Origin of the sequence: Streptomyces longispororuber, assembly GCF_014656095.1 — a bacterium.
In the GTDB taxonomy this organism is placed as follows: domain Bacteria; phylum Actinomycetota; class Actinomycetes; order Streptomycetales; family Streptomycetaceae; genus Streptomyces; species Streptomyces longispororuber.
In genome coordinates, this window is the sequence record NZ_BNBT01000002.1 from 100360 (window position 1) to 123185 (window position 22826).

The 22826-nt window shown below is 73.9% G+C and carries 20 protein-coding genes and 1 tRNA gene; 9 read left to right on the forward strand and 12 right to left on the reverse strand.

Features of this window, described 5'->3' with window-relative positions; genetic code table 11:
- Window positions 1-142 precede the first annotated feature (142 nt).
- On the forward strand, window positions 143-691 hold the full coding sequence (locus tag IE330_RS01090) for an HD domain-containing protein (protein ID WP_190133870.1): 549 nt from the start codon (window positions 143-145) through the stop codon (window positions 689-691).
- Between the two features lie 66 nt (window positions 692-757).
- Here the strand turns inward: IE330_RS01090 and IE330_RS01095 are convergent, their stop codons facing one another.
- From IE330_RS01095 to IE330_RS01105, 3 genes are all read right to left on the reverse strand, one after another.
- Window positions 758-1540, reverse strand: a complete 783-nt coding sequence (locus tag IE330_RS01095; protein WP_190133871.1) for a GNAT family N-acetyltransferase — start codon at window positions 1538-1540, stop codon at window positions 758-760.
- Window positions 1541-1924: 384 nt separating this feature from the next.
- A tRNA-OTHER gene (locus IE330_RS01100) sits at window positions 1925-2011 on the reverse strand.
- A gap of 131 nt (window positions 2012-2142) precedes the next feature.
- On the reverse strand, window positions 2143-3015 hold the full coding sequence (locus IE330_RS01105; RefSeq protein WP_190133923.1) for an alpha/beta hydrolase: 873 nt from the start codon (window positions 3013-3015) through the stop codon (window positions 2143-2145).
- A 531-nt stretch (window positions 3016-3546) separates the two neighbouring features.
- Here IE330_RS01105 and IE330_RS01110 point away from each other — a divergent pair.
- A complete protein-coding gene (locus IE330_RS01110; protein WP_308438975.1) occupies window positions 3547-4449 on the forward strand; it encodes an RNA polymerase sigma-70 factor in 903 nt (300 codons plus the stop codon).
- A 6-nt stretch (window positions 4450-4455) separates the two neighbouring features.
- Here IE330_RS01110 and IE330_RS01115 read toward each other — a convergent pair whose 3' ends face one another.
- Window positions 4456-5781 carry an APC family permease gene (locus tag IE330_RS01115; protein ID WP_190133872.1) on the reverse strand — a complete coding sequence of 442 codons (1326 nt, stop codon included), beginning with the start codon at window positions 5779-5781 and terminating at the stop codon, window positions 4456-4458.
- Between the two features lie 640 nt (window positions 5782-6421).
- Between IE330_RS01115 and IE330_RS01120 the strand changes: the two genes are divergently transcribed.
- Window positions 6422-7243, forward strand: a complete 822-nt coding sequence (locus IE330_RS01120) for an HD domain-containing protein (protein WP_229925248.1) — start codon at window positions 6422-6424, stop codon at window positions 7241-7243.
- A 634-nt stretch (window positions 7244-7877) separates the two neighbouring features.
- A complete protein-coding gene (locus IE330_RS01125; RefSeq protein ID WP_190133873.1) occupies window positions 7878-10805 on the forward strand; it encodes an AfsR/SARP family transcriptional regulator in 2928 nt (975 codons plus the stop codon).
- Between the two features lie 25 nt (window positions 10806-10830).
- Here the strand turns inward: IE330_RS01125 and IE330_RS01130 are convergent, their stop codons facing one another.
- The 3 genes from IE330_RS01130 to IE330_RS01140 all read right to left on the reverse strand — a co-directional run bounded on the left by IE330_RS01130 (window position 10831) and on the right by IE330_RS01140 (window position 12105).
- On the reverse strand, window positions 10831-11232 hold the full coding sequence (locus IE330_RS01130; RefSeq protein ID WP_190133874.1) for a hypothetical protein: 402 nt from the start codon (window positions 11230-11232) through the stop codon (window positions 10831-10833).
- A 166-nt stretch (window positions 11233-11398) separates the two neighbouring features.
- A complete protein-coding gene (locus IE330_RS01135; RefSeq protein ID WP_190133875.1) occupies window positions 11399-11587 on the reverse strand; it encodes a hypothetical protein in 189 nt (62 codons plus the stop codon).
- Between the two features lie 125 nt (window positions 11588-11712).
- Window positions 11713-12105: a hypothetical protein gene (locus IE330_RS01140; RefSeq protein WP_190133876.1), complete on the reverse strand. Its 393-nt coding sequence runs from the start codon at window positions 12103-12105 to the stop codon at window positions 11713-11715.
- Between the two features lie 690 nt (window positions 12106-12795).
- Here IE330_RS01140 and IE330_RS01145 point away from each other — a divergent pair.
- On the forward strand, window positions 12796-13146 hold the full coding sequence (locus IE330_RS01145; protein WP_229925249.1) for a hypothetical protein: 351 nt from the start codon (window positions 12796-12798) through the stop codon (window positions 13144-13146).
- Window positions 13147-13260: 114 nt separating this feature from the next.
- Here the strand turns inward: IE330_RS01145 and IE330_RS01150 are convergent, their stop codons facing one another.
- Complete coding sequence (locus IE330_RS01150) at window positions 13261-13722, reverse strand: VOC family protein (RefSeq protein WP_190133877.1); 462 nt, start codon at window positions 13720-13722, stop codon at window positions 13261-13263.
- 114 nt (window positions 13723-13836) lie between these two features.
- On the opposite strand from IE330_RS01150, the gene IE330_RS01155 reads away from it, so the two are divergent.
- Window positions 13837-14877, forward strand: coding sequence for a helix-turn-helix transcriptional regulator (locus IE330_RS01155; protein ID WP_190133878.1), 1041 nt, complete (start codon window positions 13837-13839; stop codon window positions 14875-14877).
- Between the two features lie 25 nt (window positions 14878-14902).
- On the opposite strand, the gene IE330_RS01160 is transcribed toward IE330_RS01155, so the two are convergent.
- The 3 genes from IE330_RS01160 to IE330_RS01170 form a co-directional block, all read right to left on the reverse strand.
- Window positions 14903-15610, reverse strand: a complete 708-nt coding sequence (locus tag IE330_RS01160; protein WP_190133879.1) for a maleylpyruvate isomerase family mycothiol-dependent enzyme — start codon at window positions 15608-15610, stop codon at window positions 14903-14905.
- A gap of 102 nt (window positions 15611-15712) precedes the next feature.
- A complete protein-coding gene (locus tag IE330_RS01165) occupies window positions 15713-16468 on the reverse strand; it encodes a GNAT family N-acetyltransferase (protein WP_190133880.1) in 756 nt (251 codons plus the stop codon).
- 330 nt (window positions 16469-16798) lie between these two features.
- Window positions 16799-18169, reverse strand: coding sequence for a M64 family metallopeptidase (locus IE330_RS01170; RefSeq protein WP_190133881.1), 1371 nt, complete (start codon window positions 18167-18169; stop codon window positions 16799-16801).
- A 337-nt stretch (window positions 18170-18506) separates the two neighbouring features.
- Between IE330_RS01170 and IE330_RS01175 the strand changes: the two genes are divergently transcribed.
- From IE330_RS01175 to IE330_RS01185, 3 genes are all read left to right on the forward strand, one after another.
- Window positions 18507-18881, forward strand: a complete 375-nt coding sequence (locus IE330_RS01175; protein WP_190133882.1) for a hypothetical protein — start codon at window positions 18507-18509, stop codon at window positions 18879-18881.
- A 158-nt stretch (window positions 18882-19039) separates the two neighbouring features.
- Window positions 19040-20248 (forward strand): ABC transporter substrate-binding protein, encoded by a 1209-nt coding sequence (locus IE330_RS01180; protein ID WP_190133883.1) that lies wholly within the window; start codon window positions 19040-19042, stop codon window positions 20246-20248.
- Between the two features lie 505 nt (window positions 20249-20753).
- Window positions 20754-21863: a hypothetical protein gene (locus tag IE330_RS01185; protein ID WP_190133884.1), complete on the forward strand. Its 1110-nt coding sequence runs from the start codon at window positions 20754-20756 to the stop codon at window positions 21861-21863.
- A 36-nt stretch (window positions 21864-21899) separates the two neighbouring features.
- Here IE330_RS01185 and IE330_RS01190 read toward each other — a convergent pair whose 3' ends face one another.
- Window positions 21900-22760 carry a helix-turn-helix transcriptional regulator gene (locus tag IE330_RS01190; RefSeq protein WP_190133885.1) on the reverse strand — a complete coding sequence of 287 codons (861 nt, stop codon included), beginning with the start codon at window positions 22758-22760 and terminating at the stop codon, window positions 21900-21902.
- Between the last annotated feature and the right edge of the window lie 66 nt (window positions 22761-22826).

Genomic DNA, 22826 nt, shown 5'->3' on the forward strand with positions numbered 1-22826 from the left:
CGGTTGGTCCGCGCCGGGGCGTCGGCGCGGACCACGGGGGTGGCCGGGGCGGTTCCGGTCCTCCGGGGGAGACTGGGGCCCGCTGCCGGAAGCGGGACCGCAGCTCCGCCGACGGCCGGAGGGAAGGGGGGAAAGGGGAGGCATGGCATCTGTCCACGAGGTCGAGCTGCTGGCCGCCCAGGCGCATGACGGCCAGTACGACAAGGCCGGCGTGCCCTACGTCGAGCACGTGCGCGCCGTGGCCGCGGGACTCGCGCCATTCGGTGCCCAGCTCGTCATGGCGGGCCTGCTGCACGACGTCCTGGAGGACACCGACCGGACCGCCGAGGACCTGCTGGGCGCGGGGGTGCCGGCGCGGGTCGTCGCCGTCGTCCAGGCCGTGACGAACGAGCCCGACGTGCCGTACGAGGTGATGCTCCGGCGCATCACCGGCGACCCCTGGGCGACGCTCGTGAAGATCGCGGACAACGCCCACAACTCCCGCCCCGACCGCGCCGCCCGGCTGCCCCGCGAGCAGCGGGAGCGCCTCGCGGCGAAGTACCGCGCGGCGCGTGCCGTCCTGTGGCCCGCCGCGCGGCGGAGCGACATCGAGGCCATCGCCCGCCGCGTCAATCCCGCGCTGCTCGCCGAGCTGGACGGCCACGGGCCCGGCCCGCGCGCACAGGCCGGGTCGTCGCCGAGGGAGACCTAGGACGGCCTCGGAGGCTGCCCCCGGCCGGAGAGCCAGGCTCTGCCGGGGAGGCCCCGCGCGTCCGCGTCACTCCGTGCGGTGGTCCGCCCCGGCGATGCGCGCCGAGACGCACGGGTCCTCGTCGCGGTAGCCGAGGCGGTCGTAGAGCCGTCGCGCGGGGACGTTGTCGGCGAGCTGCCACAGCGTGCACACGCCGTACTCGCGTACGGCGTACCGGGTCAGCCAGGCGGTGAGGGCGGCGCCGAGCCCCTGGCCGCGCTGGGCGGCGTCGGTGGCGACGGACGCCATCAGGGGCGTGCCGCTGTCGCGCAGCCTGCTCAGGGCGCCGCACGCGACGAGCCGCCCGTGCGCGTCGCGGATCCCGGCCCAGAGGCGGACGTCGGCGGAGCCGGGGCCCGTGGAGTGGCGCGGGCTGTGTGCGGCGAGGAAGGCGCCGAGTTCGTCGTGGTGGTCCGCGCCGAGTGCGACCACCCGGTCCTCGTGCGGCGTGACCGGCGGCTCCGTGAGCGTCCAGCGGAACACCCACTCGACGACCTCGGTGAGCGGCAGCCGCTCCCCCACGAGCGCTTCGGCCCCCCGGGGCCCCGTGAACTCGCCCACCACGTCGGGCAGTTCGCGCTCGGCGCGCAGGACGAGGTCCGCCGCAGCCCGCGCGTCGCCGACGCTCCACACGTGTCCGCGCCCGGTGTCGAGCCAGGCGACGGCGCCGTCGCCGGACCAGCCGGACCGGTCGTCCTGGCGCCGCCGGGCGGCGCCGAAGCGCAGCAGCGCGGCACCGGACCGGTGCTCCAGGCCTTGGTCGAACAGGTCGGTGGTCCGGGTGGTCCGGGAGACAGTCGTGGCCTGCATCGCTCTCAGCAAAGGAAGGGGGTATGGGTACGAGTTCCGGGCGGTCGGCTCCGCGGCCGACCGGGCGCGCCGCGGGGGCAGCCGTGGCCGAGGGGTCGAGGTCGGGGGCCCCGGCAGCAACTGCGCGTGGCGCGCGCCCGGCCGGCCGGGACGGACACTCTGACATACGTGCCCCGGGGCGGGGCAAATCGGCGTCCGACCTGGCCTTTGTTCCCGTGGGCAGGGCACGCGGGCCGGAGCCCGGGCGCGCCCCCGGCCACCCGGAACAGCCGCCCGCACCCGGCGCCCTCAGGGCGCGCCGGGTCCGCTGGCGCGGGCCACCGCCGTACGCGGCGGCCGGCGCGGGGAGCGTCGTACGGGCGGACCGTCGCGCGTGCCGGCCGGCGGAGAGGGCAGGATTCGAACCTGCGTGGGCGTACACCCGACTGAAGCGAACTCCGGTCTCCGATAAACCACTCCGGACACCTCTCCCTCACCCCGGGGAACGGTCAGTGCGGACCGTCCCCCGAGGCACCCTCAGACTGCCCCCGCCTCCTGATCCGGCGCTGACGGGCGCCTGGAACGGGGCGGCGGGGCGTCGTCACGGCCCTGGCGGGCCCGGGTCACGGCCGCTCGGCCCCGGCGGCCGTGAGCGCGGCGACGTCGGCGAGGACCCGTGCCGCCGGGGCCGGGTCGACGAGCCACTTGAGGTGGCTGCCCGCCACGGTGCGGACGTCGTAGGGGTTGTCCGGCGTGAGCGCGTCGCCCTCGCGGATCAGCCGGTCCTGGGCGGCGAGCGGGATGCTCGCGTCGTCCGCCAGGCGTACGTAGGTCTTGGGTATGCGGCCCCAGGTGGCGGCCTGCGCCCGGTCGGCGGAGGTGCCGACGTCCAGGTTCTCGTCGGGCTGGAAGGTGTTGAGGAAGGTCAGGAACTCCTCGTCGGTGCCGTCGGCGAGGAAGGCCGCCTTGAAGGCCGCGAGGGCGGCCGGGTCCGCGGTGCGGAAGTTGACGCGCAGCAGGCCGAGTTCGGCGGGGTTCCCGGCCATGGCCAGGGCCAGTGAGGCGGCGTCGACCGAGGCCATCTCAGGCTCGGCGTAGTAGTCGTTGACGTCCAGGTCGACCGGGCACCAGGCCGAGACGTAGACGATGCGGTCGATCAGGTCCGGCCGCGCGTTGGCGGCGGCGGTGGCCGTGATGCCGCCGCGGCTGTGCGAGACGAGGATCACGGGCCCGTTCTCCTTGGCCCGTTCCAGGACCCCGATCAGGTGCGCGGCGTTGTCGGCGAGCGTGACCCCCTTGATCGCGCCGGGCGCCGCGGCGAGCCCTTCGAGGTCCTGCGGCGCCTGGTAGGCGCGCGTGTACGTGGCCCCGAATCCGTGCCCGGGCAGGTCCACGGCGACCGAACGGTGCCCGAGGAGGCCGAGTTCGGCCTGGAGCGGCGCGAAGGAGAAGGAGTTCGCGAAGGCTCCATGCACCAGGATGAACGTCGGTTGCATCGGTCCACTCACTTTCCGTTCCTCCGCGGCGCCGGCGGCGCGCGTGCCCGGGTACGGGCCGCCGCCGCGAGCGCCGCCGCCTCGCGGGCCGTCCCGTCGCGGGCGGCGGCGGCCGGGGCGGGGGCGGGTGTGGTCGTGAGCGCGGAGGTGTCGTTCGAAGGACGGCGCGGACGGTCGTCCGCGCCGGGAGGTCACCGTACTCAGCCAAGATCATCCGCACTACTGGTACGAGTCCCTCCGCTTTTCCGGTTCTCCGGTTTTCCGGCGCCGAGTGCTCGCGAGGGCCCCCGGCCCGCACAGCGGCGCGGCGATGTGACGCAGGCCACCGCGCTCGGGTGTCACACGGCGGCGGGCAGCGGCGTCGTGTGCGTGACAGGAACGAGCCCGAACAGGCAGGAGCCGGCCATGACCGAGGACCGCGACGAGCAGACCACCGGCACCACCACCACGTGCCCGGCCCCTGCCGACGACGGCCGTGGGGAGACCGCCGCGGACGACGGCCCTCATGTGACCGCCACCGACAACGACCGCATGGGGACCGTCATCGACGACGCCAAGCGCATGGAGACCGCCGCCCGGACGTTCGTCGTCCACCGCAACCTGCTCTTCACCGTCGCCTACGAGCTGCTCGGCTCCGCCGCCGACGCCGAGGACGTCCTCCAGGAGACCTGGCTGCGCTGGGCCGGTGTGGACCTCGGCGCGGTCCGCGACCAGCGGGCGTACCTGGTGCGGATGACCACGCGGCAGGCCCTGACCCGGCTCCGTACGCTGCGTCGGCGCAAGGAGTCCTACGTCGGTCCGTGGCTGCCGGAGCCGCTGCTGACGGCACCGGACGTGGCCGACGACGTGGAGCTGGCCGACAGCGTGTCGATGGCCATGCTGCTCGTCCTGGAGACGCTCGCGCCGACCGAGCGCGCGGTCTTCGTGCTGCGCGAGGTGTTCGAGCTGGCGTACGACGACATCGCGGAGGCCGTGGAGAAGACGCCCGCCGCGGTCCGGCAGATCGCGCACCGGGCCCGGGCCCATGTCGCGGCGCGCCGCCCGCGCGGCCTCGTGACCCCGGCCGAGACCCGCGCCGCGCTCGCGGCGTTCCGGCGGGCCCTGGAGACCGGCGACGTACAGCGGCTCCTCGACGTCATCGCGCCGGACGTCGTGCTGCTGACCGACGGCGGCGGCGTGGTGCGGGCGGCCCTGGCCCCCGTCGTGGGGGCCGAGGCGGTGGCCCGGGTGCTGGGCAGGATCCACGCCGGGATGTCACTGCGGCAGGTACAGGTCAACGGCCATCCGGCCCTCGTGCTGCGCCTGGACGGCCGCGTCGACACGGTCCTCGCGGTCCGCGTCGACGACGGCCTCGTCACGGGGCTCTACGCCGTCCGCAACCCGGAGAAGCTGGCGCGGCACGGCCGGGCGACGGCCGAGCCGCTGAGCCGCTGAGCCGGTTCAGCCCGTGGTCCCGGCCCGGCGGTGCCGGGCCGCGACGGCGGCGAGGAGCGCGCCGACGGCGAGCACGGCCAGCCCGCGCAGCCACACGTCCCTCTCGATCTGCGTGGCCAGGACCACGCAGGACAGGGCGCCGAGCACGGGCAGCACCGTGGGCGCCCGGAAGTGGTCCCGGTCGGCCGGGACGCGCCGCAGCACCAGCGCGGCGGTGTTCACGAGGAAGAAGACGACCAGCAGCAGGAGCACCAGCGTGGAGGCCAGCGTGGCCACGCTGCCGGTCAGGGCGAGAAGCAGGGAGAGCGCCGCCGTGACGGCGATGGCCGCCCACGGGGTGCGCCGCCCGGGCAGGACGCGGGTCAGGACGCCGGGCAGCAGGCCGTCCCGGGCCATGCCGAAGGCCAGGCGGGAGGACATGATGCCGGTGAGCAGCGCCCCGTTGGCGACGGCCACCAGGGCGATGACGCTGAAGACCCGCGGCGGCACCCCGCCGGCCTCCTTGACGACCTCGAGCAGGGGCCCGCTGCTGTCCACCAGGGTGTGCGTGGGCACGGCCGCCGCGGCGACGCAGCCGACCAGCACGTACACGAGCCCGGCCGTGAGCAGCGCGCCGAACAGGGCGCGGGGGTAGGAGCGCCGCGGGTCGCGGGTCTCCTCGGCGACGTTGACGGACGTCTCGAAGCCGACGAAGGAGTAGTACGCGAGGACGGCGCCGCTCAGCACCGCCGCGACGGGCCCGCTCCCCTCCGTGCCGACCTCGGTCAGGCGGCCGAGGTCCCCGTCGCCGCGGGCCAGGACCCAGGCGCCGAGCGCGATGACGAGGACGAGTCCGCCGACCTCGACGACGGTGGCGACGACGTTGGCCCGGGTGGACTCCTTGATGCCGCGCAGGTTCAGCAGCGCGAGCGCGCCCAGGAACACGAACGCCACCAGGGCGACGGGCAGCGTGACGAACTCGGCGAGGTAGTCCCCGGCGAACCCGCGGGCCAGCGCCGCCACCGACACCACCCCGGCGGCCAGCATGCAGAAACCGGCGAGGAAGCCCACGAACGGGCCGTAGGCCAGCGTGGTGTAGTGGGAGGCGCCGCCCGCCCTCGGGAACCGCGTGGCCAGCTCCGCGTAGGAGGCCGCGGTCAGCATGGCCAGACCCAGGGCCACGGCCAGCGGCAGCCACACCGCGGGCCCGGACTCGGCGGCGACCTGGCCCACCAGCACGTACACCCCCGCTCCCAGGACGTCGCCGAGGATGAAGAAGTACAGGAGCGTGGTGGTGAGGGTCTTGCGCAGGGGTGACGGGCGTGCCGTCGACGGGTCTTGCGTGTCGTTCATGGACCACGTGTGCCCGCTCCGGGCCCGTGACACCCGGTGCCCCCGCCACTTGCCCCCGCCCGGGCGGATACCGGTGCGCCGGCCGCGTCCCTTCGGACAGGACTCGGACAGGGCTCAAGACAGGCACCGGAGCATCGCCGAGCAGCCGTCCGGGACGTCACTGTGAGTGACGGAAGCGAGCAGCCCGGAGGGACCGAGCAGTGCGTTCCAGGCAACGTCGTCGGCCCGGTCGGCCGAGCGGGCGTCCACGCACGCGATCACCGTGTCGAAGAGGACGAGGACCTCACTGGGCTCGGGCCGGTCAACCTGCGGAGCCCGGTAAGGGACCGACAGCCGAGGAGAGGGTCGGAGCTCCGGTCCGGATCCGGACGCTGCCGCAGCGTCTTCGCCCCTGCCGGGGAGGTTCGAGTTGGTCGACGCGGTGGAGCATGCGTACGGCGGTGGTCCGCACCAGTCCCGCAACGGGCTCGGCCAGTGCCGAGAGGCCGCATGCGGCGAGGCAGGTGGACCGCGACCGCACTGGACGCCCCAGCCGCTGGCGAGATCCCGTAGGTCCTCGGCACTTTCGCTACTGCCAGGAAGGCCAACTCCGCTCCTACGCTGCTCACATCCCCCCTCCCCGACGGAAAGGCGAACCATCGTGCCCGGAAAAGACAACGAGGCAGCGAGCATCACTCGGCGCACAGCACTGGAGCGCGGTGCCGGTATCGCTGCCATCGGCGCCGGTACCGTCATGGCCGCCGCAGGATCGAACCGGCCCGCCGCTGCCGCAGTTCCCCGGGCGCAGTCGCCGGATCATCCCTTCAGCTCGCGTAGCACCATGCTGCCGGCGTCCGTGGCGGGAGTAAGCATTCCGGACAGTCGACTGGCCCGAGCTGCCGTGGGGTTCGCGAGGAACGTCTCGTCCCCGGCGCTCTTCAACCATGTCATGCGGACGTACCTGTACGGCTCACTGCTGTTCGACCGACGCGGCGTCCGCTACGACCGCGAACTCGCCTTCGTGGCATCCGTCCTGCACGACCTCGGGCTGGTGAAGGCATATCAGACCCCGGACGAGCGTTTCGAGGTCGACGGTGCCGACGCCGCCCGAAAGTTTCTGCGCAAACAGCGTATGCCGTCCGACCGTATCTCCGTCGTCTGGGACGCGATCGCCCTGCACACCAACGCAGGCATCGCGACCCGGAAAAGGGCGGAGGTCGGAATAGTCTCTGTTGGATCCGGTCTTGACTTCACGGGTGTCGGCCTCGAGAACATCCCGTCCGACACTCTCACCGAAATCCTCGCCGCGTTCCCCAGAGCAGGATTCAAGCAGGACGCTCTCGACACCATATTGTCGCTGTGCCGCACCAAGCCGATGTCGGTCCTCATGCACTCCTTCGCCGAGGTCGGCCGCCGTCACCTCCCGGACTTCCCGGTGCCCACCGTGGAGGACCTCCTCCTTGCCGCCCCTTTCGAGGAGTGACAGACACCCATGGGCACGGCCGCTCGCCCGCAGTGTCACGCAGGTACGCGACCGGGTGCTGTCGGTGCAGACCACGACCGGAGAAAACCTCCCAGGCAGCTCGTGGTTGCGGCGGGGCCCGAACCCGCGCACCGCGGTGAGTAGCGGTCCGAGACCGTCCAGCGGCGGCGTGGGCGGGCCCAAGGGCGGCCGTCATGCCACCGTCCGCGACGGCGCGTTCCCCTGCATGTCGTGCTGGCCACGGCCGATCCGAAGGTGCGATGACTGCGGGGCGAGGGGAGACCCGGACACAGCACCTGGCCGATCGGCGACCTCTGCTCCGACTGCTACCAGCGCCGCACCCAGGTGCCCGCGCCGTGCTCGGCCTGCGGGCGCCTGCGCGTCATGGTCGCCCGCGGTGCCGACGGCAGGGAGATCTGCCGGGCATGCTGCGGCACTGACGCCCCCGACTCCTGCTGTCGGCAGTGCCGTGCCCATCGGCTGTTGCCACCGGCGTCCGACGCAGGCTGCGAAGGCAGTCTGGCGGGATGTGGCCGGATGGCGGCTGGACGTGGAATCGGGCCTCCTGCTTTGTTGATGTCCGTGCGCATCGGGACCTCGGCGGTGTGAGCCGCTCGGGCGGGGGTGGGGGCGGATGCACCTGCACATCTTGGGGCGAGTCCGGGCGTGGCGGGACGGTACCGAGATCGATCTGGGCCGCGCGAGGCAGCGCGGGTTCCTGGGGCTGCTGGCGTTGACGGTCGGGCAGCCGTGGTCGCGGGCCGACTTGGTGGACGCGCTGTGGCGGGACCGTCCACCGGCTACCGCGGCGAACGTCATCCAGAGCTACGTCAAGCACCTGCGCCGAGTCCTGGAGCCGGACCGCGTGCGGCGCGCCCCGAGCGTGCTCCTGCCCGCAGTCGGTGACGGGTACGCGCTTCAGCTCGCGGACGGCAGCGTGGACCTGGCGCGGTTCCGCGGTCTGGTTGCGGTGGCCGGCGAGGCGGCGCGTGGCGGTGAGCATCGCCGGGTGGTCGAGTTGCTCGGGGACGCGCTGCGGTTCTGGCAGGGGCCGCCCCTGGCCGACGTGCCGGTGCTCGCTGACCACCCGAAGGTGGTCCGCCTGCTCGGCGAGCGCCGGACGGTGATGGCCCGGTACGTGGACGCGTTGCTGGCCACGGGTGGTGCGGCCGACGCACTGCCGCTCTTGGAAGAAGAGGCGTGCTGCCACCCTCTGGACGAGGCCACGCAGGCACGGCTGATCCGGGCGCACCAACTCGCCGGGCACCGGCGGAAGGCGTTCGTCGTGTACGAGACCGCCCGTCGTCAGCTCGCTGCCGAACTCGGCGTCGATCCCGGGCCTGAACTGGCCGCGGCCCACACCGCGCTCCTGAGCCAGCCGGACGACGGCAAAGGGACGGCGGCCCTTTCCTGCTCCGCCCCGGTCGAAGGGACCGAGCGGGAGACGGCCGGGTCCGAGGCGTGGCCTCCCGCCGTGGCCGAGGTCCCCGCCCAGCTCCCTGCCGACCTGCCCGTCTTCGTGGGACGTGGCGACGAGATGGGGGAACTCGACGACCTGCTCGACCGCCTGGCGCCACGCGCCGGCGCGGTGACGATCGCGATGATCACCGGTGCCGCGGGGGTCGGGAAGACCGCCCTCGCAGTGCACTGGGCCCACCGTTGGGCCGATCGGTTCCCGGACGGGCAGTTGTTCGTCAACCTCAGGGGGTTCGCCCCGGGTGGGACCGCGGTGACGCCGGCAGAGGCGGTTCGGGGTTTTCTGGACGCCTTCGCGGTGCCGCCGCAGCGCGTGCCGGTCAGTGTCGAGGCGCAGAGCGCGCTGTACCGCAGCCTGCTGTCCGGCCGTCGCGTGCTGGTGGTGCTGGACAACGCCGCGCACGCCGAGCAGATCCGTCCGCTGCTGCCCGGGGCACCCGGCTGCCTGGTGCTGGTGACCAGTCGCAGCCGGATGCCGGGGCTGGTCGCCGCCGAAGGGGCCACGCCGACCGTCCTCGATGTGCTGCCCGCCGCCGAGGCGCGGAAGCTGCTGGCCAGCCGGATCGGGCCGTATCGGGTGTCGGCGGAACCACGGGCGGCCGGCGAGCTCATCACCCGGTGCGGAGGGCTGCCCCTGGCCCTGGCCATTGTGGCCGCCCGGGCGGCCACCCACCGTGACTTCTCACTCGGCGCGCTCGCCGACGAACTGACCACGAACCACACCGCCCTCGACCTCTCCACGGGCGATGACCAGGCCACCGACATGCGGGCGGTGTTCTCCTGTTCGCTGCGCACCCTCGACACCGCGGCGGCCAGGCTCTTCCGCTTGCTCGGCCTGCACCCCGGGCCGGACATCACGCTGCCCGCGGCAGCCAGCCTGGCGGCCGTTCCGGAGCCCCGGACACGCCGCCTGCTCGCCGACCTGGCCCGGGTGAACCTGGTGACCGAGCACCTGCCCGGCCGGTTCGCCTGCCACGACCTGCTGCGTGCCTACGCCGTCGAGCTCGCGGAGGTCCACGAGCCCCCGGCGGAGCGCGGCGCCGCGACGCGGCGGGTCCTCGACCACTACCTGCACACGGCGTACCAGGCGGCGCGGATGACGGATCCGCACCGGGACACGGTGACGTCGTCCCAGGAGCAGATCGAGCCCGGGAGCGTCCCGGAGCACGTGCCCGACCAGGACCACGCGACGGCCTGGCTCGCCACCGAGCAGCGGGTCCTTCTCGCCGCCGTTCAGCTCGCCGTCGACACCGGCTTCGACGCCCATGCCTGGCGGCTTGCCTGGTGCCTGACGGACTTCCTCGACCTGCGAGGGTGCTGGCAGCAGCAGCTCACGATGCAGACGAGCGCGTTGGAGGCGGCACGCCGCCTCGACGACCCGGTAGGCCTGGCCCACACCCACCGGATCCTCGGCCGGTGCTGCGCCCGACTGGGGCGGACCGCGGACTCGCGCCGCCACTTCGAGACGGCCCTCGCCCTGTTCCACGACGTCGGCGACCTCGTCGGCCAGGCCCACACGCACCGCCTCCTGACGCTGCTGTTGTGCCGCCTGCACCGCTACCAGGAGTGCCTGCACCACGCCCTGCTGGCCTTCGAGATGCTGCGGGCCGCGGACCACCGCGACGGGCAGGCCAGGGCCCTCAACATGATCGGCTGCGCGTACGCGGACCTGGGCGACCAGCAACAGGCCCTGGCCTACTGCCGGCGGTCACTCGTCCTGGCCCGGCAGCTCGGCGATCGGTACTGCACGGCCAATGCCCTGGACAGCCTCGGTTTCGCGTACGCCCGCCTCGGACAGCACCGACGGGCGGTGGACCACTACGACCGAGCGCTGCGACTGCACCGGGACAGCGGGGACCGCTACTACGAGACAGAGACACTGACCCGCCTCGGCGACAGCCACCAGGCCCTGGGCGACCTCCCCAAGGCCCGCGACGCCTGGCACCGCGCACTCGCCATCCTCGACCACCTCGGCCACGACGACGCACACGCGGTACGCACCCGGCTGCGACAGCAACCTCCTCACCCCGGCGCGCTCAGGGGTCGAGCCGGGTTCGCTGGAGAACCCGGCTCGACCCTGCGCTGACGCGGCGCGCCGGCCGGGGAACGGCTCACCTCACCGAGCGGTGGCCTTCACTGAGCCGACGGCCCTGGGGGCAGGTGGCCTGCACGTAGTAGGTGCCCGGCCCGTACTCGCCGCTGGTGTACGTGCCGCCGATCGAGCACTCGATCCAGAACACGATGGCACCGCTGTGCACCGTGCAGTTCCACGCCGCGGCGTTGTTGTAGCGGAACGGCGGGTAACAGTTGTAGCGGGCCAGTGCACCGGCCGGTTCCAGGGCTGACGCGGAGGCCGCAGAGGCTCCCTTGACACCGGTCCGCTGCACCTGCCAGACGTCGCTCTTGCCCGGCGTGGGCGCCGCCTGAGCGGAAGCCATCGTCGCGATCCCGACGATCATGGCGGCCAGGAACACCAGGCCCGCCCTGAGCATCATGTGTATCTGTTTCACCATGCGGAACACTCCTTCGGAGTCGCACGCGGATCGATCCGCGTGCGACGACGATGGCAGTGCCGACTGGACCACCACTGACCGACGAGTGACCGGCCACTGGCACGACGGACGGTCGCCAGCGCCGCCTGCGGGGGCCCCGCTGCTCCGCTCGCCGCCCGGGGCGGGGTCAGGCAGGTGGCAGGAGACCCTCTTCCTGGGCGACGTAGGAGCAGGCCATGGCCGCAGCCGTCATACCGAGCCGGTCGAGCACCTCGATGGACTCCAGCAGGATCCGGGCGGGGCGCAGCAGGCCCGCGACGTCGTGACCGGGCAGAGGGGGCGACGCTCTGCCGGGCGAGCCCTCCTCCTCCAGCACTCCTTTGCCCAGGGCCCCTGCTTCCGCAAGGCCCGCCGTACCCGCCCTCGCGGCCAGAGCACCGCTGCAGCGTGTGATGGTCTGCCATTGGGAGGGGTACGCCGACACATGCTCTTTCGCGTGTCCTACCAGTACGTGGCCGGTCCCGTGATGACCCAGCCAGCATCGGTGGACCTGACCCAGAAGCCCAGCGCCACCTCGATTGTCTGCGCGCGGTAGGTGATCTCGATGTGGACATGGCTGCCGGTGTGGCCCCAGTGGAAGGCCGCGAGCTTCAGTTCGCCGAGCCAGGACAGATCCTGTTCCCACTCGTCGGCAGCAGGGCTTCTGTTCGCCTCGTCTCCATCGGCGGCTTCCTTGACGGACCCGTTCCACAGCGACTTGAGCACATGACGGACCGGATGGTGATCAATGAGCTGTTGGGCCTCAGGGATCTTCTCGGCTCGGAGCAGGTTGAAGTAGCGGCGAACGACAGCTTCGACGTCCGCCTTGGCAGGGTGCTCCGTCCAGATCATCATCGCGAGATGATACGAGGTCGGTGACCGCCTCAGTCCGAACTGGTCAGGCGGAGGGTGAGGACGACTTGGACAACGGCTCGGGGAACATCGGTACAGCCGCAGGCGCTGGGACGATCACGCTCAGGGCGTGAGGGCGCCGCCGCGGTTCTCGTACTCGCGGCGAGCCTTGCCCGTGCCGGGACTGCCGGGGCTCCCTGGCCGCCATGGCAGCGGACAAGGCGTTGGTGGGGGCTGCGGGGTGGCGACGACGCGCCGAACGTAGCCCTGGCCCCGCCGCACAGTCAGCTCCTGATGGAGCGCGGCGCACTCGGCGGGCTCCGGCTCGGCGGTGCGGAGGAAGCCGGCTGCCGCGCTTCGGCACGGGCCTTCGCCGCCGCCTGCCGGGCGCGGCCCTGTTCCCACTCGGCCTCGCGGGCCCATACCCCGGCCGTCACGTCCTGGTGGAGCCGCTGGCCGGTGGCCGCCCCGCGCTCGTCCTCGGAGGCGTGCGGCAGCGCGGCCTCCACGTCGGCCGCGGCCTTCCGGCGCTGCGCACGGCGGTTTTCGCGCCGGTCCTCGCAGCGGAGGCAGTCCCGGGAAGTGGCTGCCCCATGACGACACCGGCTGTGATCGTCAACTGCGGGCTACTCAGGGCGATCTAGGTACGCGCGCCCAAGCGGAGCGCGCTGTCCGCTGCCTAGCATCCGCAGCATGAGTTCCGTCGATCAGATGACCGGGCGAAGCGAACTGGCGAAGGCGCAGAAGCGGTCGCAGGGCAGGGTGTCGCTGTGGCTGGGGACCGCCGCCACAGCGATGATGGTGTGCCCCTTGCTGCCTGCCCCGGTTCCGACGTGGGTCCGCTTCCTTCCCGTGTACTTCATCGTGCCGTTGGGGATCGCTGCCATCCTCTCCGGCCTCGTCGCGCTGCGCAGGATGCGGAACAAGGAGGAGGCCGATCCCTTCTGGGCGCGGGCGGGCATCGCGTTCGGCACGGTGGCTGTCGTGCTGCCACTGGCTGTACTCGTCTGGGCCCTCTGGGCGCTGAGCCAGGCCTACGACTGAAGCCCGTATGGGCGTTGGGACCGCTGTTGGCGCCGGAACAGACCAGCCTGCAGCACACGGTGTCGACCGGCTGTGGATCGTGGACGGCACCTTGATCCCGGTCCGGGAGTCCCCTCAGTCCAGGCAGAACTCGTTGCCCTCCGGGTCGGCCATGACGAGGTGGCCCGCGCTCAGCGGAGGGGCGGGCTCGTGGCGGCGTACCCGTGTCGCCCCCAGCGCGACGAGCCGCTCGCACTCCGCCTCCAGCGCCGCCATCCGCTCCTGGCCGCGCAGCCCGGGCGCCGCCCGGACGTCGAGGTGTACGCGGTTCTTGGCCGCCTTGCCCTCGGGCACCCGCTGGAAGAACAGGCGCGGGCCGTGCCCCTCCGGGTCCTCCACGGCTGATCGCGCGGTGCGCTCCTCCTCCGGCACCCCGGCCCGCGCGAGGAAGTCGTCCCACGCGGCCAGGGGGTCGGCGCCCGCGGGCAGGTCCACCCCGGGCGGGCCGGGGTGGACGTACCCCAGGGCCTCGCGCCAGAAGGACGACAGGGCCCGGGGGTCGTGGGCGTCGAAGGTGACCTGGAACTGGCGGCTCATGGCGTTGCTCCGTTCTTCGGTGTCTCGTACGCGGCGAATGCCGTGCCGTCACTCTGGCACCGCAGGCGGACAGGATCGGTCCGCCATTGCCCGGGTCTCTGGCACAGTGGCGGCATGAACGCGGCACGGGGTGACGGGCACGGGACGACGGAGCGGGTGCTCACGCTGCTGGGGCTGTTGCAGCAGCGCCACGTCTGGACCGGCCCCGAGCTCGCCGCCCGGCTCGGGGTCACGCCGCGCACGGTGCGGCGCGACGTGGAGCGGCTGCGCACGCTCGGCTACCCCGTCCACGCCGGCCAGGGTGTCGGGGGCGGCTACCGGCTCGGGCCCGGCCGGGACCTGCCGCCGCTGCTCCTCGACGACGAGGAGGCGGTCGTCACCGCGGTCGCGCTGCTGGCCGGGGCGGGCGGCGCGGCCGCCGGGGCCACGGACGCGGCGCTGCGGACCCTGACCAAGCTCGACCGGGTGCTGCCCGCCCGGCTGCGGCACGAGGTGCGGACGCTCTCCGGCTCGGTGGAGTTCTTCGGCACGGCCCGCGCGCCGGTCGACCCCGACGTGCTCCTGACGCTGGCCGGTGCCTGCCGGGACCAGGTCGAGGCCTCCTTCCGCTACCGCTCCGGGGACGAGGCCCGGGAGCGGCGGGTCGAGCCGTACCGCCTGGTCGCCTCCGACCGGCGCTGGTACCTCCTCGCCCACGACCTCGACCGCGACGGCTGGCGCAGCTTCCGCCTCGACCGGATGACGGACGTGGCCGCGCGGACCTGGCGCTTCGCCCCGCGCGCGGCGCCCGACGCGGCGGCGTACGTGCAGGAGGGCGTGGCGAGCCGCGCCTATCCGCACCAGGCGCGGCTCCTCGTGCACGCGCCGGCCGACACGGTGCGCGCGCAGGTCCCGGCGTCGGCCGCCGTCGTACGGCCGCGGGGGGAGGGGCGCTGCGAGGTGCTCAGCGGCGCCGGCAGCCTCGACCGCGTGCTGCTGCACGTGCTCCTGCTCGGGCACGCCTTCGAGGTGCTCGACCCGCCCGAACTCGTGGACCGCTGTCGCGTGCTGGCGGAGAAGCTGCTGGCGGCGGCTGCGGCGTCCGCGCCGGGTCAGGATCCGAGTCCGGCTCCGGCTCCGGCTCCGGCTCCGGCTCCGGACGGAAACGTGGCCTGAGCCCTGCCCCGGAGCCGGGCGGTCCTCAGCCGAACAGCGGGAAGCGGTCCGCCGCCGGGCCCAGCGCGGCGCGCTCCGCGGGCGTGAGCCGCGTCCGGCCGGTGCCCACGCGCGCGTAGTGCTCGTCCGTCCAGTGCGGCGGGGCGGCCCGGCCGAGCAGGCCGTCGAGCGTGGCGCGCACCGCGGCCAGGCCCTCGGGCGCCGGCCCCGGCACGTGCGGGAGTCCCACCCTCAGGTCCAGGTGGTGGACGGTCGCCTCCACGGTGAGGGTGGTCAGCAGGTCCCCGGCGGTCAGCACGTGTCCCTGCGTACGGACGTGCCCGGCGGGGCCCGCCGCGGCCGCCGCGTGTACGACCGCGGCCAGCGTCTCGCGGTAGCGGCCGCGCAGCGCGGCGAAGTCCGCGACCACGCCGGCGTGGACGCGGGTCCGGAGCCGGTCGTCGGCCGCCGCCGCGGTGTCCGGGCGCCACGCCCGCCAGTAGGTCACGGCGTCCCGGTCCACGGGCTCCCGGGTCGGCGTGTGCAGGGCCACCAGGGCGCGCTGGGCGTCCTCCAGGCAGTGCACGACGAGGTCGCGGACCGCCCAGCCGGTGCAGCCGGTCGGCGCCCAGGACTCCGCGTCCGTCAGGTCGGCGACGGCTTCCGACGCGGCCGCGTACGCCGCGCGCAGCGCCGGTAGGGGGCCGCCGTCCTGGCCTGTGGTCGTGCGGGCGGCGGCCGGCTCCGGGCTCATGCGCGGGACTCCTCGGCGGGTCGGGGGCAGGACGTCTTGAAATCCCCTGTGCCCGCCCGGCCCCGGCGGAACCGTCCGCGCGCAACCGGCGTACCAAGGGGGTCACCGCAGCGAGATGTGCAGGACCTCCGCGACGCGCCGGTACCCGGCGCGCAGGTAGATCCGCTCGGTGTCGTCGTTCTCCGGCGTGAGGAACGGCGTGGTGATCCCGGCGTACGGGCAGGCGCGCGTCAGCGCGGCGGTGAGTGCCGAGGCGATGCCGCGCCGCCGGTACGCGACGCGCACGCCGATGGCGGCGAGTTCGCTCGTGCCCTGGTGCGGCGGCCCGAGCTGGCCGCCGCCCACGCCCTGGCCGGTCTGCGTGTCGAGGGCGAGGGCGACGAGGCCGCCGCGGTCCAGCACGCCCCGCAGCCGCGCGACGTCGTGCGCGGTGACCTCGGGCTGCTCGTACGCCTCGCCCTGCGCCTCGGCCACCTGCCGGAGCTGTGCGTCGGTCCTGGCGAGCACGACCTCGACCGGGCCGGTGGGCCGCGGGGGCGGAGCGTCGGCGGGGGCACAGGTCAGGACCGGGAGCCGCCGTTCGGCGGTGAACCCGGCGGCGACGAGCGCGTCCTCGACGCGGGGAGCGGCGGCGGGGAGGTACTCCAGGCGCGGTGTCCGCGACCGGGCGGTGAACGTCCTGACGAGCTGTCGGACGTGGTCGCCGGCCGGTTCCGCCCCGTCGTCGGGGACGGCGTAGTTGTGGAAGGGCCCGGCGTCGTGCGGGTCGAGGCGGACGGTGAACGGGCCGGCGCGCAGGGCCCGGGAACCGGCGGAGTGGCGCAGGTAGGCGTGCGTGTGCGAGGCGAAGGAGAACACGAGAGGTCCTTTTCCGGCTGGTCTGGAGACGAGGTCCGTGGCACGGGCGGGCCGCTCCAGCAGCCGTCACCGGCACAAGGGTCCGGTGGGGTGGCGCAACGGCCCGTCAGCGGGTCGCAGGCACAGGCATCGTCCTTCCGTGTTCCCGGGAGTTCGGTCTCCGCGCAATCGACGCTAGGCGCTCCCCGGCAAGCGGGGCAAACGGTTTACCCGCGCGGCGGCGCCCCCGCCCCGGGCCTCGCGGGCCGGGGCGGGGGCGCGCTGTCCGCGCGAAGGGTGACGATGCGGACGGTGTGTCAGCGCGGACGATGTGTCGGCGCGGACGATGTGTCAGCGGGCGACGCGCCAGGTGAGCTTCTTCGTCAGGAGCTTGCGCAGGGTCGGGTCGAGGACCGCCTTGGTGGTGTCCGTGCCGCGCACCGAGACCTTGTGCGCGCGGCCGTCGGCCGGCACGCCGAGGGCGCGCGGCGTCATGCTCGCCTTGTCCTTGCCCTTGTCGGTGGCCCGGCCGTCGACGTACCAGCGCAGTTGGACGCCCTTGCCCGCCTGGACGGTGATGGTCTGCGTGCGGCGCACCTCCACGCTCGTGCGCGTGATGGCGCTGATCACCGACGCGTGCCGGTGGAAGCCCGCAATCATCGCCTCACGCCCGGGCAGGTTGAACTCGTTGCCGAGGGTCCGCATGATCGAGTCGTCGGTGGGGCGGTAGAGGCCGCGCTCGAAGTAGCCGCCGCCGCGGTACGCGCCGACCTTGCCGCCGTCCGGGGACGTGCGGCCGATCCAGCGGTACCACTTCTTCTTCTGGGCGGTGAGCTGGTCGGCCTTGAGCTTGCTGATGTTGGACTCCCACGGCTCGGCGGCGTCGTACCGGCCGGACCCCTCGTCCCAGTACTCGTCGGCCAGCTTGCCCAGCGAGTGGCCGGTCTCGTGGACGAGGATCTGCGAGGAGTCGTAGCTGTCCGAGGAGGCGGTGGCGATGCCGTCGTAGCCGGAGGGCGAGGTGATGTCGTTGTAGCCCGCGCCGCCGTACATGGTGGAGTTGGCGAGGACGATCACCAGATCGGCGTCCGGGGCCTTGCTCGCGTACGCCTCGACCTTCTCGGGGTTGACGCACAGCAGGCGCTCGATGCCGTCGCAGTAGAACGACGAGCCGAGCGCCGTCCTCTTGCTCACGTCGGGCGTGGGGTCGCCGCCGACACCCGACTGCGGGGAGTGCGCCTCCACAGCCCAGACGTTGAACTGCTTCTTGTACGTGGCGTACGGCTCGACCTTGGAGAGGTCCTTCCACTTGGTGCGCACGTCGGCCTGGAAGTCCTTCTGCTGGGACTTGGTGTAGCCGTCGCCGATGAAGACGACATCGGCCTTGGAGCCGGCCGGACCGTTCTTCACGAGCTCCACGACCTTGCCGTCGCCCGCGATCGCCGTCCGCTGCTTGTGGTTCAGCGGCGCGGGGACGGGGACCGTGGTGTGCCGGGGGTGGCTGTCCGGACCGGGGAAGTACTCGACGTGCTGTCGGCGTTCCGCGGACTCCGTGGCCGAGGAGGACGACGCGGACGACGCGGACGAGCCGGCGTCGGGGCCGGCGGCGGTGGCGCCGGCGGTCGCGGCGAGCGACGCCGCGACGACGACACCCGCGGCGACGGCTATCTGAAGTCGGGTGCGTCTGCCCCTGAGGGATATGCCGGACTTGTCACTCCGCATGGGAGGTCCTCTCGAACATCCGCCGCACAAGCGGCGTGTTAAACCGAATAAATGAGCGGCTCAACGTAGAGGTTCGAACGGCGACGAGGCAATTCGGCGCGCGTACGCCCCCGCGGAGGCGGCCGAAGTCACGTCGGGGCCCGTCGAGTTGGCCGGACCTTCACCCGCAGGACCCGCTCCGTTCAGGCACGCGCCGTCACCGTGCGTCGGATCAATCGCTTACCTGATCTTTCACCCTCCCGGGCCCCACTCCGGCGCTCGCCCCGCTCGTTACGTCCCGTGAGGCCGCCCACCGGGCGGCCGGCGTATCGATCAACGCAGCGGAGGAGTACACGACATGCATGTCATGCGACGCGTGGCGGTAGTGGTTTCGGTCGTCGGACTGCTGGTGACAGCCCCGATGGGCATGGCCGCCGCCCATGGCGGCGACGGGGACGCGGGGGCCGGCGGTCTGCTGTCCAACGTGTCGGGGCGCAACTCCTCGGGCCACGCCAACCTGTGCGGCACCGGCAAGCTGTCCCTCCTGAAGGACCGCACCTGCCTGACCCGCTCCGCGCGCGCGGATGCCTCCTCGGGCGACCACGTCGGGCCGAGCGGAGGCGTCCTGTCGAACCTGCTGTTCGCCCGTAACGCGTCAGGACACAGCAACAACTGCGGCAACGAGACGGTCTCCGTGCTGACCCGCACCACCTGCGTGACCGTCGACGAATAGGCGGGCCGCGGACGGCACGTGCGGGCGTGGAACGGGGCCGCTCCCCCGGCGCCCGCACGGCGCGGACCGCACCACGCCGGTGTCCTGTGTCCCGGTCGCCCGCGGGCACAGGACATCACCCCCCAGGCCCTCCCCCGTGCGTCAGGAAAGGCGAACGCATGCCGACGGACACGTCGTCGACCCAGCTCCGCGTCGGAGTGGTGGCCCCGCTCACCGGCCGCCTGGCGCCGCTCGGCGAACCCCTGTCGTACGTGTTGCGGGCACTGGCCCCGCACCTCGGGCGCGTGCGCAACGGCGCCCGCTCCTACGACGTGCGCGTCGCGGTGCGCGACAGCCGGTCCGACCCGGAGGCCGCCAGGGGCGCCGTGCGCGACCTGGCCGAGGTCGAGCGGGCGCACCTCGTCCTGACGATGGCGGGCACCCAGGTGCTCCCCGCCGTCACCGCCGCCTGCGAGGAGCTGGGCGTCCCCTGTGTGTCGACCACCTTCCCGTGGCAGGCGTATCTGCACACCCGCGGCGCCTCGACACGGGACCGGTTCCGCTGGACGTACCACTTCGCGTGGGGCCTGGACGACATCGCCGCCGTCTTCGCCGACCTGTGGGAGCAGCTCGGCGGCCCGCGCACCGTGGGCTGCCTGTGGAACGACGGCCTCCAGGGACAGCTCCTGCGCGACGAGCGGTACGGCTTCGTCCCGGTGGCCTCGGCCCGCGGGCACACCCTGGTGGACCCCGGCGGGTACCGCGAGGGCACCGACACCTTCGACGCCCACGTCGCCGCCCTGCGTGCCCGGGGAGCGGAGCTGGTCACCAGCGCCGCCACCGCCACCGACCTGGCCCGCTTCCACCGCCGGGCCCGTCAGGGCGGGCCGCGGCCGCGGCTGATCACCTGCTCCCGCTGGCTGACCTACCCCCACACGCACACCACGCGCGCCGAGGACGTCCACGCGGAGCTCGGCGACGCCCGCGTGGCCACGCTCGTCTACTGGTCCCCGGACCACCCCTACCGCTCCGGCCTGGACGGCACCACCTGCGCCGAGCTGGCGCGGGGCTACCAGCAGGCCACCGGCTCGCCCTGGCTCCAGCCGCTCGGCCTGGCCCACGCCCTGGTGGAGGTCGCGCACCACGCGCTGACCACCGCCGCCGACCCCACCGACCGCGCGGCCCTCGCCGACGCGCTCGCCGGTGCCCGCGTCGCCACCGTCGCGGGGACCCTGGACTGGACGGCGGGCCCCTCCCCGGCCATCGCCCGGATGCCCTTGGTCGGCGGGCAGTGGCACGTCGGCCCCCGGGGCCCCCGCCTCGCCGTCGTCACCAACACCGGCTCGCCGGCCGTGCCCCTCACCGGCAGTCTCGTACCGGCCTGGTAGGCGCCGGGCCCGACCGGTCGGCCGGAGTAGGAGTACGGAGTAGGAGTAGGAGTACGGGCTCCTGGACAGGGGCGCGGGCGCGGGGCGGCGCCCAGGGGTGACGGCCGTGCGTTCGGCGCGGCGGCGGCCAAAGGTGACGGCCGTGCGTCCGGCGCGGGGCGGCGGCCAAAGGTGACAGGCGCCCGTCCGGCGCGGGGCAGTGCCGGCGGCGCGGGCGGGTCCCGGCGTGGCCGCTCCCCCATCCGTATGGGTCACCACCTCGTGCGCTCCTCCTTGAGCTGATCTCATGCTGATGGCGTGATGACCCCTCATTTCGCTGTCGACGGGGGTGAACGCCCATGAGTGACAGAGACCGAAGGTGCGGCACGACCGGCTGTCAACGGACCAGGCCGGCCCGCGGCCCTTCGCCCGACCGCTTTTCCGGGGCCCGCGAAGGCTCGGCCGTTCAGCCGCGCGAGAAGGAGCGCCGCCACCGGGGCGAGCGCCTGACGCTGGGGAGACGAGCATGACGACGGAGTCCTACAGCGACTCGGCAGGACCGGGCACGCCGTCCACGGGCGATGCCGACGACACCCAGGTCCACTGGGGCACGGCGTCCTTCGACACGTGGGCGGCGCAACGGCCCGTGGAACCCGGGGACCCGGACACGAGAACCCGCGACGTGTGCGAGCCGCGCTCGGAGATAGCCAACGAGCTGATCCACACGGCCATCGCGTCCAGGTCGCTGGAGGACATCATCCAGCTCCTCGGCCTCCTGCGGCGGTCGCCGGACAGCTCCCCCACCGCCGCGGCGGCCCTGCGGGCCGTGGTCATGGTGCGCTCCGTGGACGACGTGGCGCGGCTCGTGGAGGTCCTCGGGCAGTCGCAGGGCGCCGCGGGCCAGCTCGACGAGGCGGTGCGGACGGCCGCCGAGAGGCGCCCCGTCGCGGAGGTCGGCCGCCTCCTGGAGCTGCTCCACGGGCCGCCGCACGACCCCGGCGTCGGCACCGAGGCCGTCCGGGCCGCGGCGACCAGGCCCGTCGACGACGTCGCCGACCTCATCAACCGGCTGGCCGACCCGCGGGGCGCCCCGTCCGCCGAGGCCGGGCCCTCTGACGCGCCTCCCGCGGGTGACGTACGCGAGCGGCGCGGCGGCGACGCCCCGTCGACGCCGACGACGCCACCGCCGCGGGCGGCCGACGAGAAGCTGTTCCCGCACGCCCGGGGACGGCGCCCGTGGCCCGGCGTGCTGCGTCGCCTCACGGGCGCGGCCCTCGTGCTGTGCGGCGTCGCCCAGGCGCCGGTGCTCTCGGACGGCTTCTCGCGCGCGTGGGGCGTGGCCCTGGCGATGGCCGTGCTGTGCGTCGTGGTCGGCGTGGCCCTCCTGGTGACCGGCGCCCGGGTGGTGCTCCTCACCGGGGTGCAGCTCTCCCTGGCCCTGCTCGCCGCCCACCTGGTACGCGGCGTCGTGAGTTCGACCGCGCTGGAGCGGGTCCTTGACGCCGCCTGGCCCGGCGGCGCGCTGGCGGACGCGCCCGCGCTCCTGGCGGCCGTCACGAGCGTGCTCGCCACGGTGGCGCTGGTCCTGACCCTCACCGGACGCAGGGCCGAGCCCTCGCTGAACCCGGTGCGCTGACGCGCCGCCTCCGGAAGTGGCCGGCTGGGCCCGCGTTCAGCCGGCCACTTCCATGCGCTGGGTCCCGATCACCGCCAGCAGGCGCAGGGCCTGTGCCGACGGCGAGCCCGGGGCGGCGGCGTAGATGACGACGTGCTGGTCCCGGTCGGGGATGCTCAGCACGTCGCTGGTGACCGCGACCGGGCCGACGAGGGGGTGCGCGAACGTCCGGCAGGGCGTCGGCCGCCCGGTCACGTCGTGCGCCGCCCAGAGGCGGGCGAACTCCTCGCTGCCGGACAGGAGTTCCCCGACCAGGCCGGTGACCTCCGGGTCGCCGGGGTAGCGGGCGGCGGTGGCGCGCAGGTGCCGGACCGCGGAGCGGGCGAACTCGTCCGCGCCCGAGTCGCCGTACAGCCGCCGGCCGTCGCGGTGGGGGCCGAGGAAGGCGCGCCGGACGAGGTTCCGGTCCCGGCGCGGCAGGGCGGAGAAGTCCTCCATCAGGGCGGCGGCCGTGTCGTTCCAGGCGAGTACCTCGTACGTCGCCGACAGCACGAACGCGGCGGCCCCCGGCAGCGTCCGGATCAGGTCGAGGATGCTCTGCCGCACCTCCCGCGACGGTCCGGGCGGCGGCCCCGGCGGGGTCCCGGCGAGGTGGTGCAGGTGGTCGCGCTCGGCGTCGGACAGGCGCAGCGCGCGGGCGAGCTGCGCGAGGACCTCGCGGGAGGGGCGGGTGGCGCGGGCCTGTTCGAGCCGCGTGTAGTACTCGGCGGAGATGTACGCCAACTGCGCCACCTCCTCGCGGCGCAGCCCGGGGGTGCGGCGCCGGGTGCCCGCGGGCAGTCCCACGGCGGCGGGGGTGAGGCGTTCGCGCCTGCTGCGCAGGAAGGCCCCGAGCTCTTGTCGTACTCCGTGATCCACCCGCCCAGTGTGCACGGGCGCCGGGGCGCCCAGCCAGGTACTGCCGGGGCCTGGATGCGCCCGGCG

Bases quoted from the DNA above. Each gene is read 5' to 3' on its own strand.
- IE330_RS01090 (WP_190133870.1), top strand. From the start codon at position 143: ATGGCATCTGTCCACGAGGTCGAGCTGCTGGCCGCCCAGGCGCATGAC.
- IE330_RS01095 (WP_190133871.1), bottom strand. From the start codon at position 1,540: ATGCAGGCCACGACTGTCTCCCGGACCACCCGGACCACCGACCTGTTC.
- IE330_RS01105 (WP_190133923.1), bottom strand. From the start codon at position 3,015: ATGCAACCGACGTTCATCCTGGTGCATGGAGCCTTCGCGAACTCCTTC.
- IE330_RS01110 (WP_308438975.1), top strand. From the start codon at position 3,547: ATGGGGACCGTCATCGACGACGCCAAGCGCATGGAGACCGCCGCCCGG.
- IE330_RS01115 (WP_190133872.1), bottom strand. From the start codon at position 5,781: ATGAACGACACGCAAGACCCGTCGACGGCACGCCCGTCACCCCTGCGC.
- IE330_RS01125 (WP_190133873.1), top strand. From the start codon at position 7,878: ATGCACCTGCACATCTTGGGGCGAGTCCGGGCGTGGCGGGACGGTACC.
- IE330_RS01130 (WP_190133874.1), bottom strand. From the start codon at position 11,232: ATGGTGAAACAGATACACATGATGCTCAGGGCGGGCCTGGTGTTCCTG.
- IE330_RS01140 (WP_190133876.1), bottom strand. From the start codon at position 12,105: ATGATGATCTGGACGGAGCACCCTGCCAAGGCGGACGTCGAAGCTGTC.
- IE330_RS01145 (WP_229925249.1), top strand. From the start codon at position 12,796: ATGAGTTCCGTCGATCAGATGACCGGGCGAAGCGAACTGGCGAAGGCG.
- IE330_RS01150 (WP_190133877.1), bottom strand. From the start codon at position 13,722: ATGAGCCGCCAGTTCCAGGTCACCTTCGACGCCCACGACCCCCGGGCC.
- IE330_RS01155 (WP_190133878.1), top strand. From the start codon at position 13,837: ATGAACGCGGCACGGGGTGACGGGCACGGGACGACGGAGCGGGTGCTC.
- IE330_RS01160 (WP_190133879.1), bottom strand. From the start codon at position 15,610: ATGAGCCCGGAGCCGGCCGCCGCCCGCACGACCACAGGCCAGGACGGC.
- IE330_RS01170 (WP_190133881.1), bottom strand. From the start codon at position 18,169: ATGCGGAGTGACAAGTCCGGCATATCCCTCAGGGGCAGACGCACCCGA.
- IE330_RS01175 (WP_190133882.1), top strand. From the start codon at position 18,507: ATGCATGTCATGCGACGCGTGGCGGTAGTGGTTTCGGTCGTCGGACTG.
- IE330_RS01180 (WP_190133883.1), top strand. From the start codon at position 19,040: ATGCCGACGGACACGTCGTCGACCCAGCTCCGCGTCGGAGTGGTGGCC.
- IE330_RS01185 (WP_190133884.1), top strand. From the start codon at position 20,754: ATGACGACGGAGTCCTACAGCGACTCGGCAGGACCGGGCACGCCGTCC.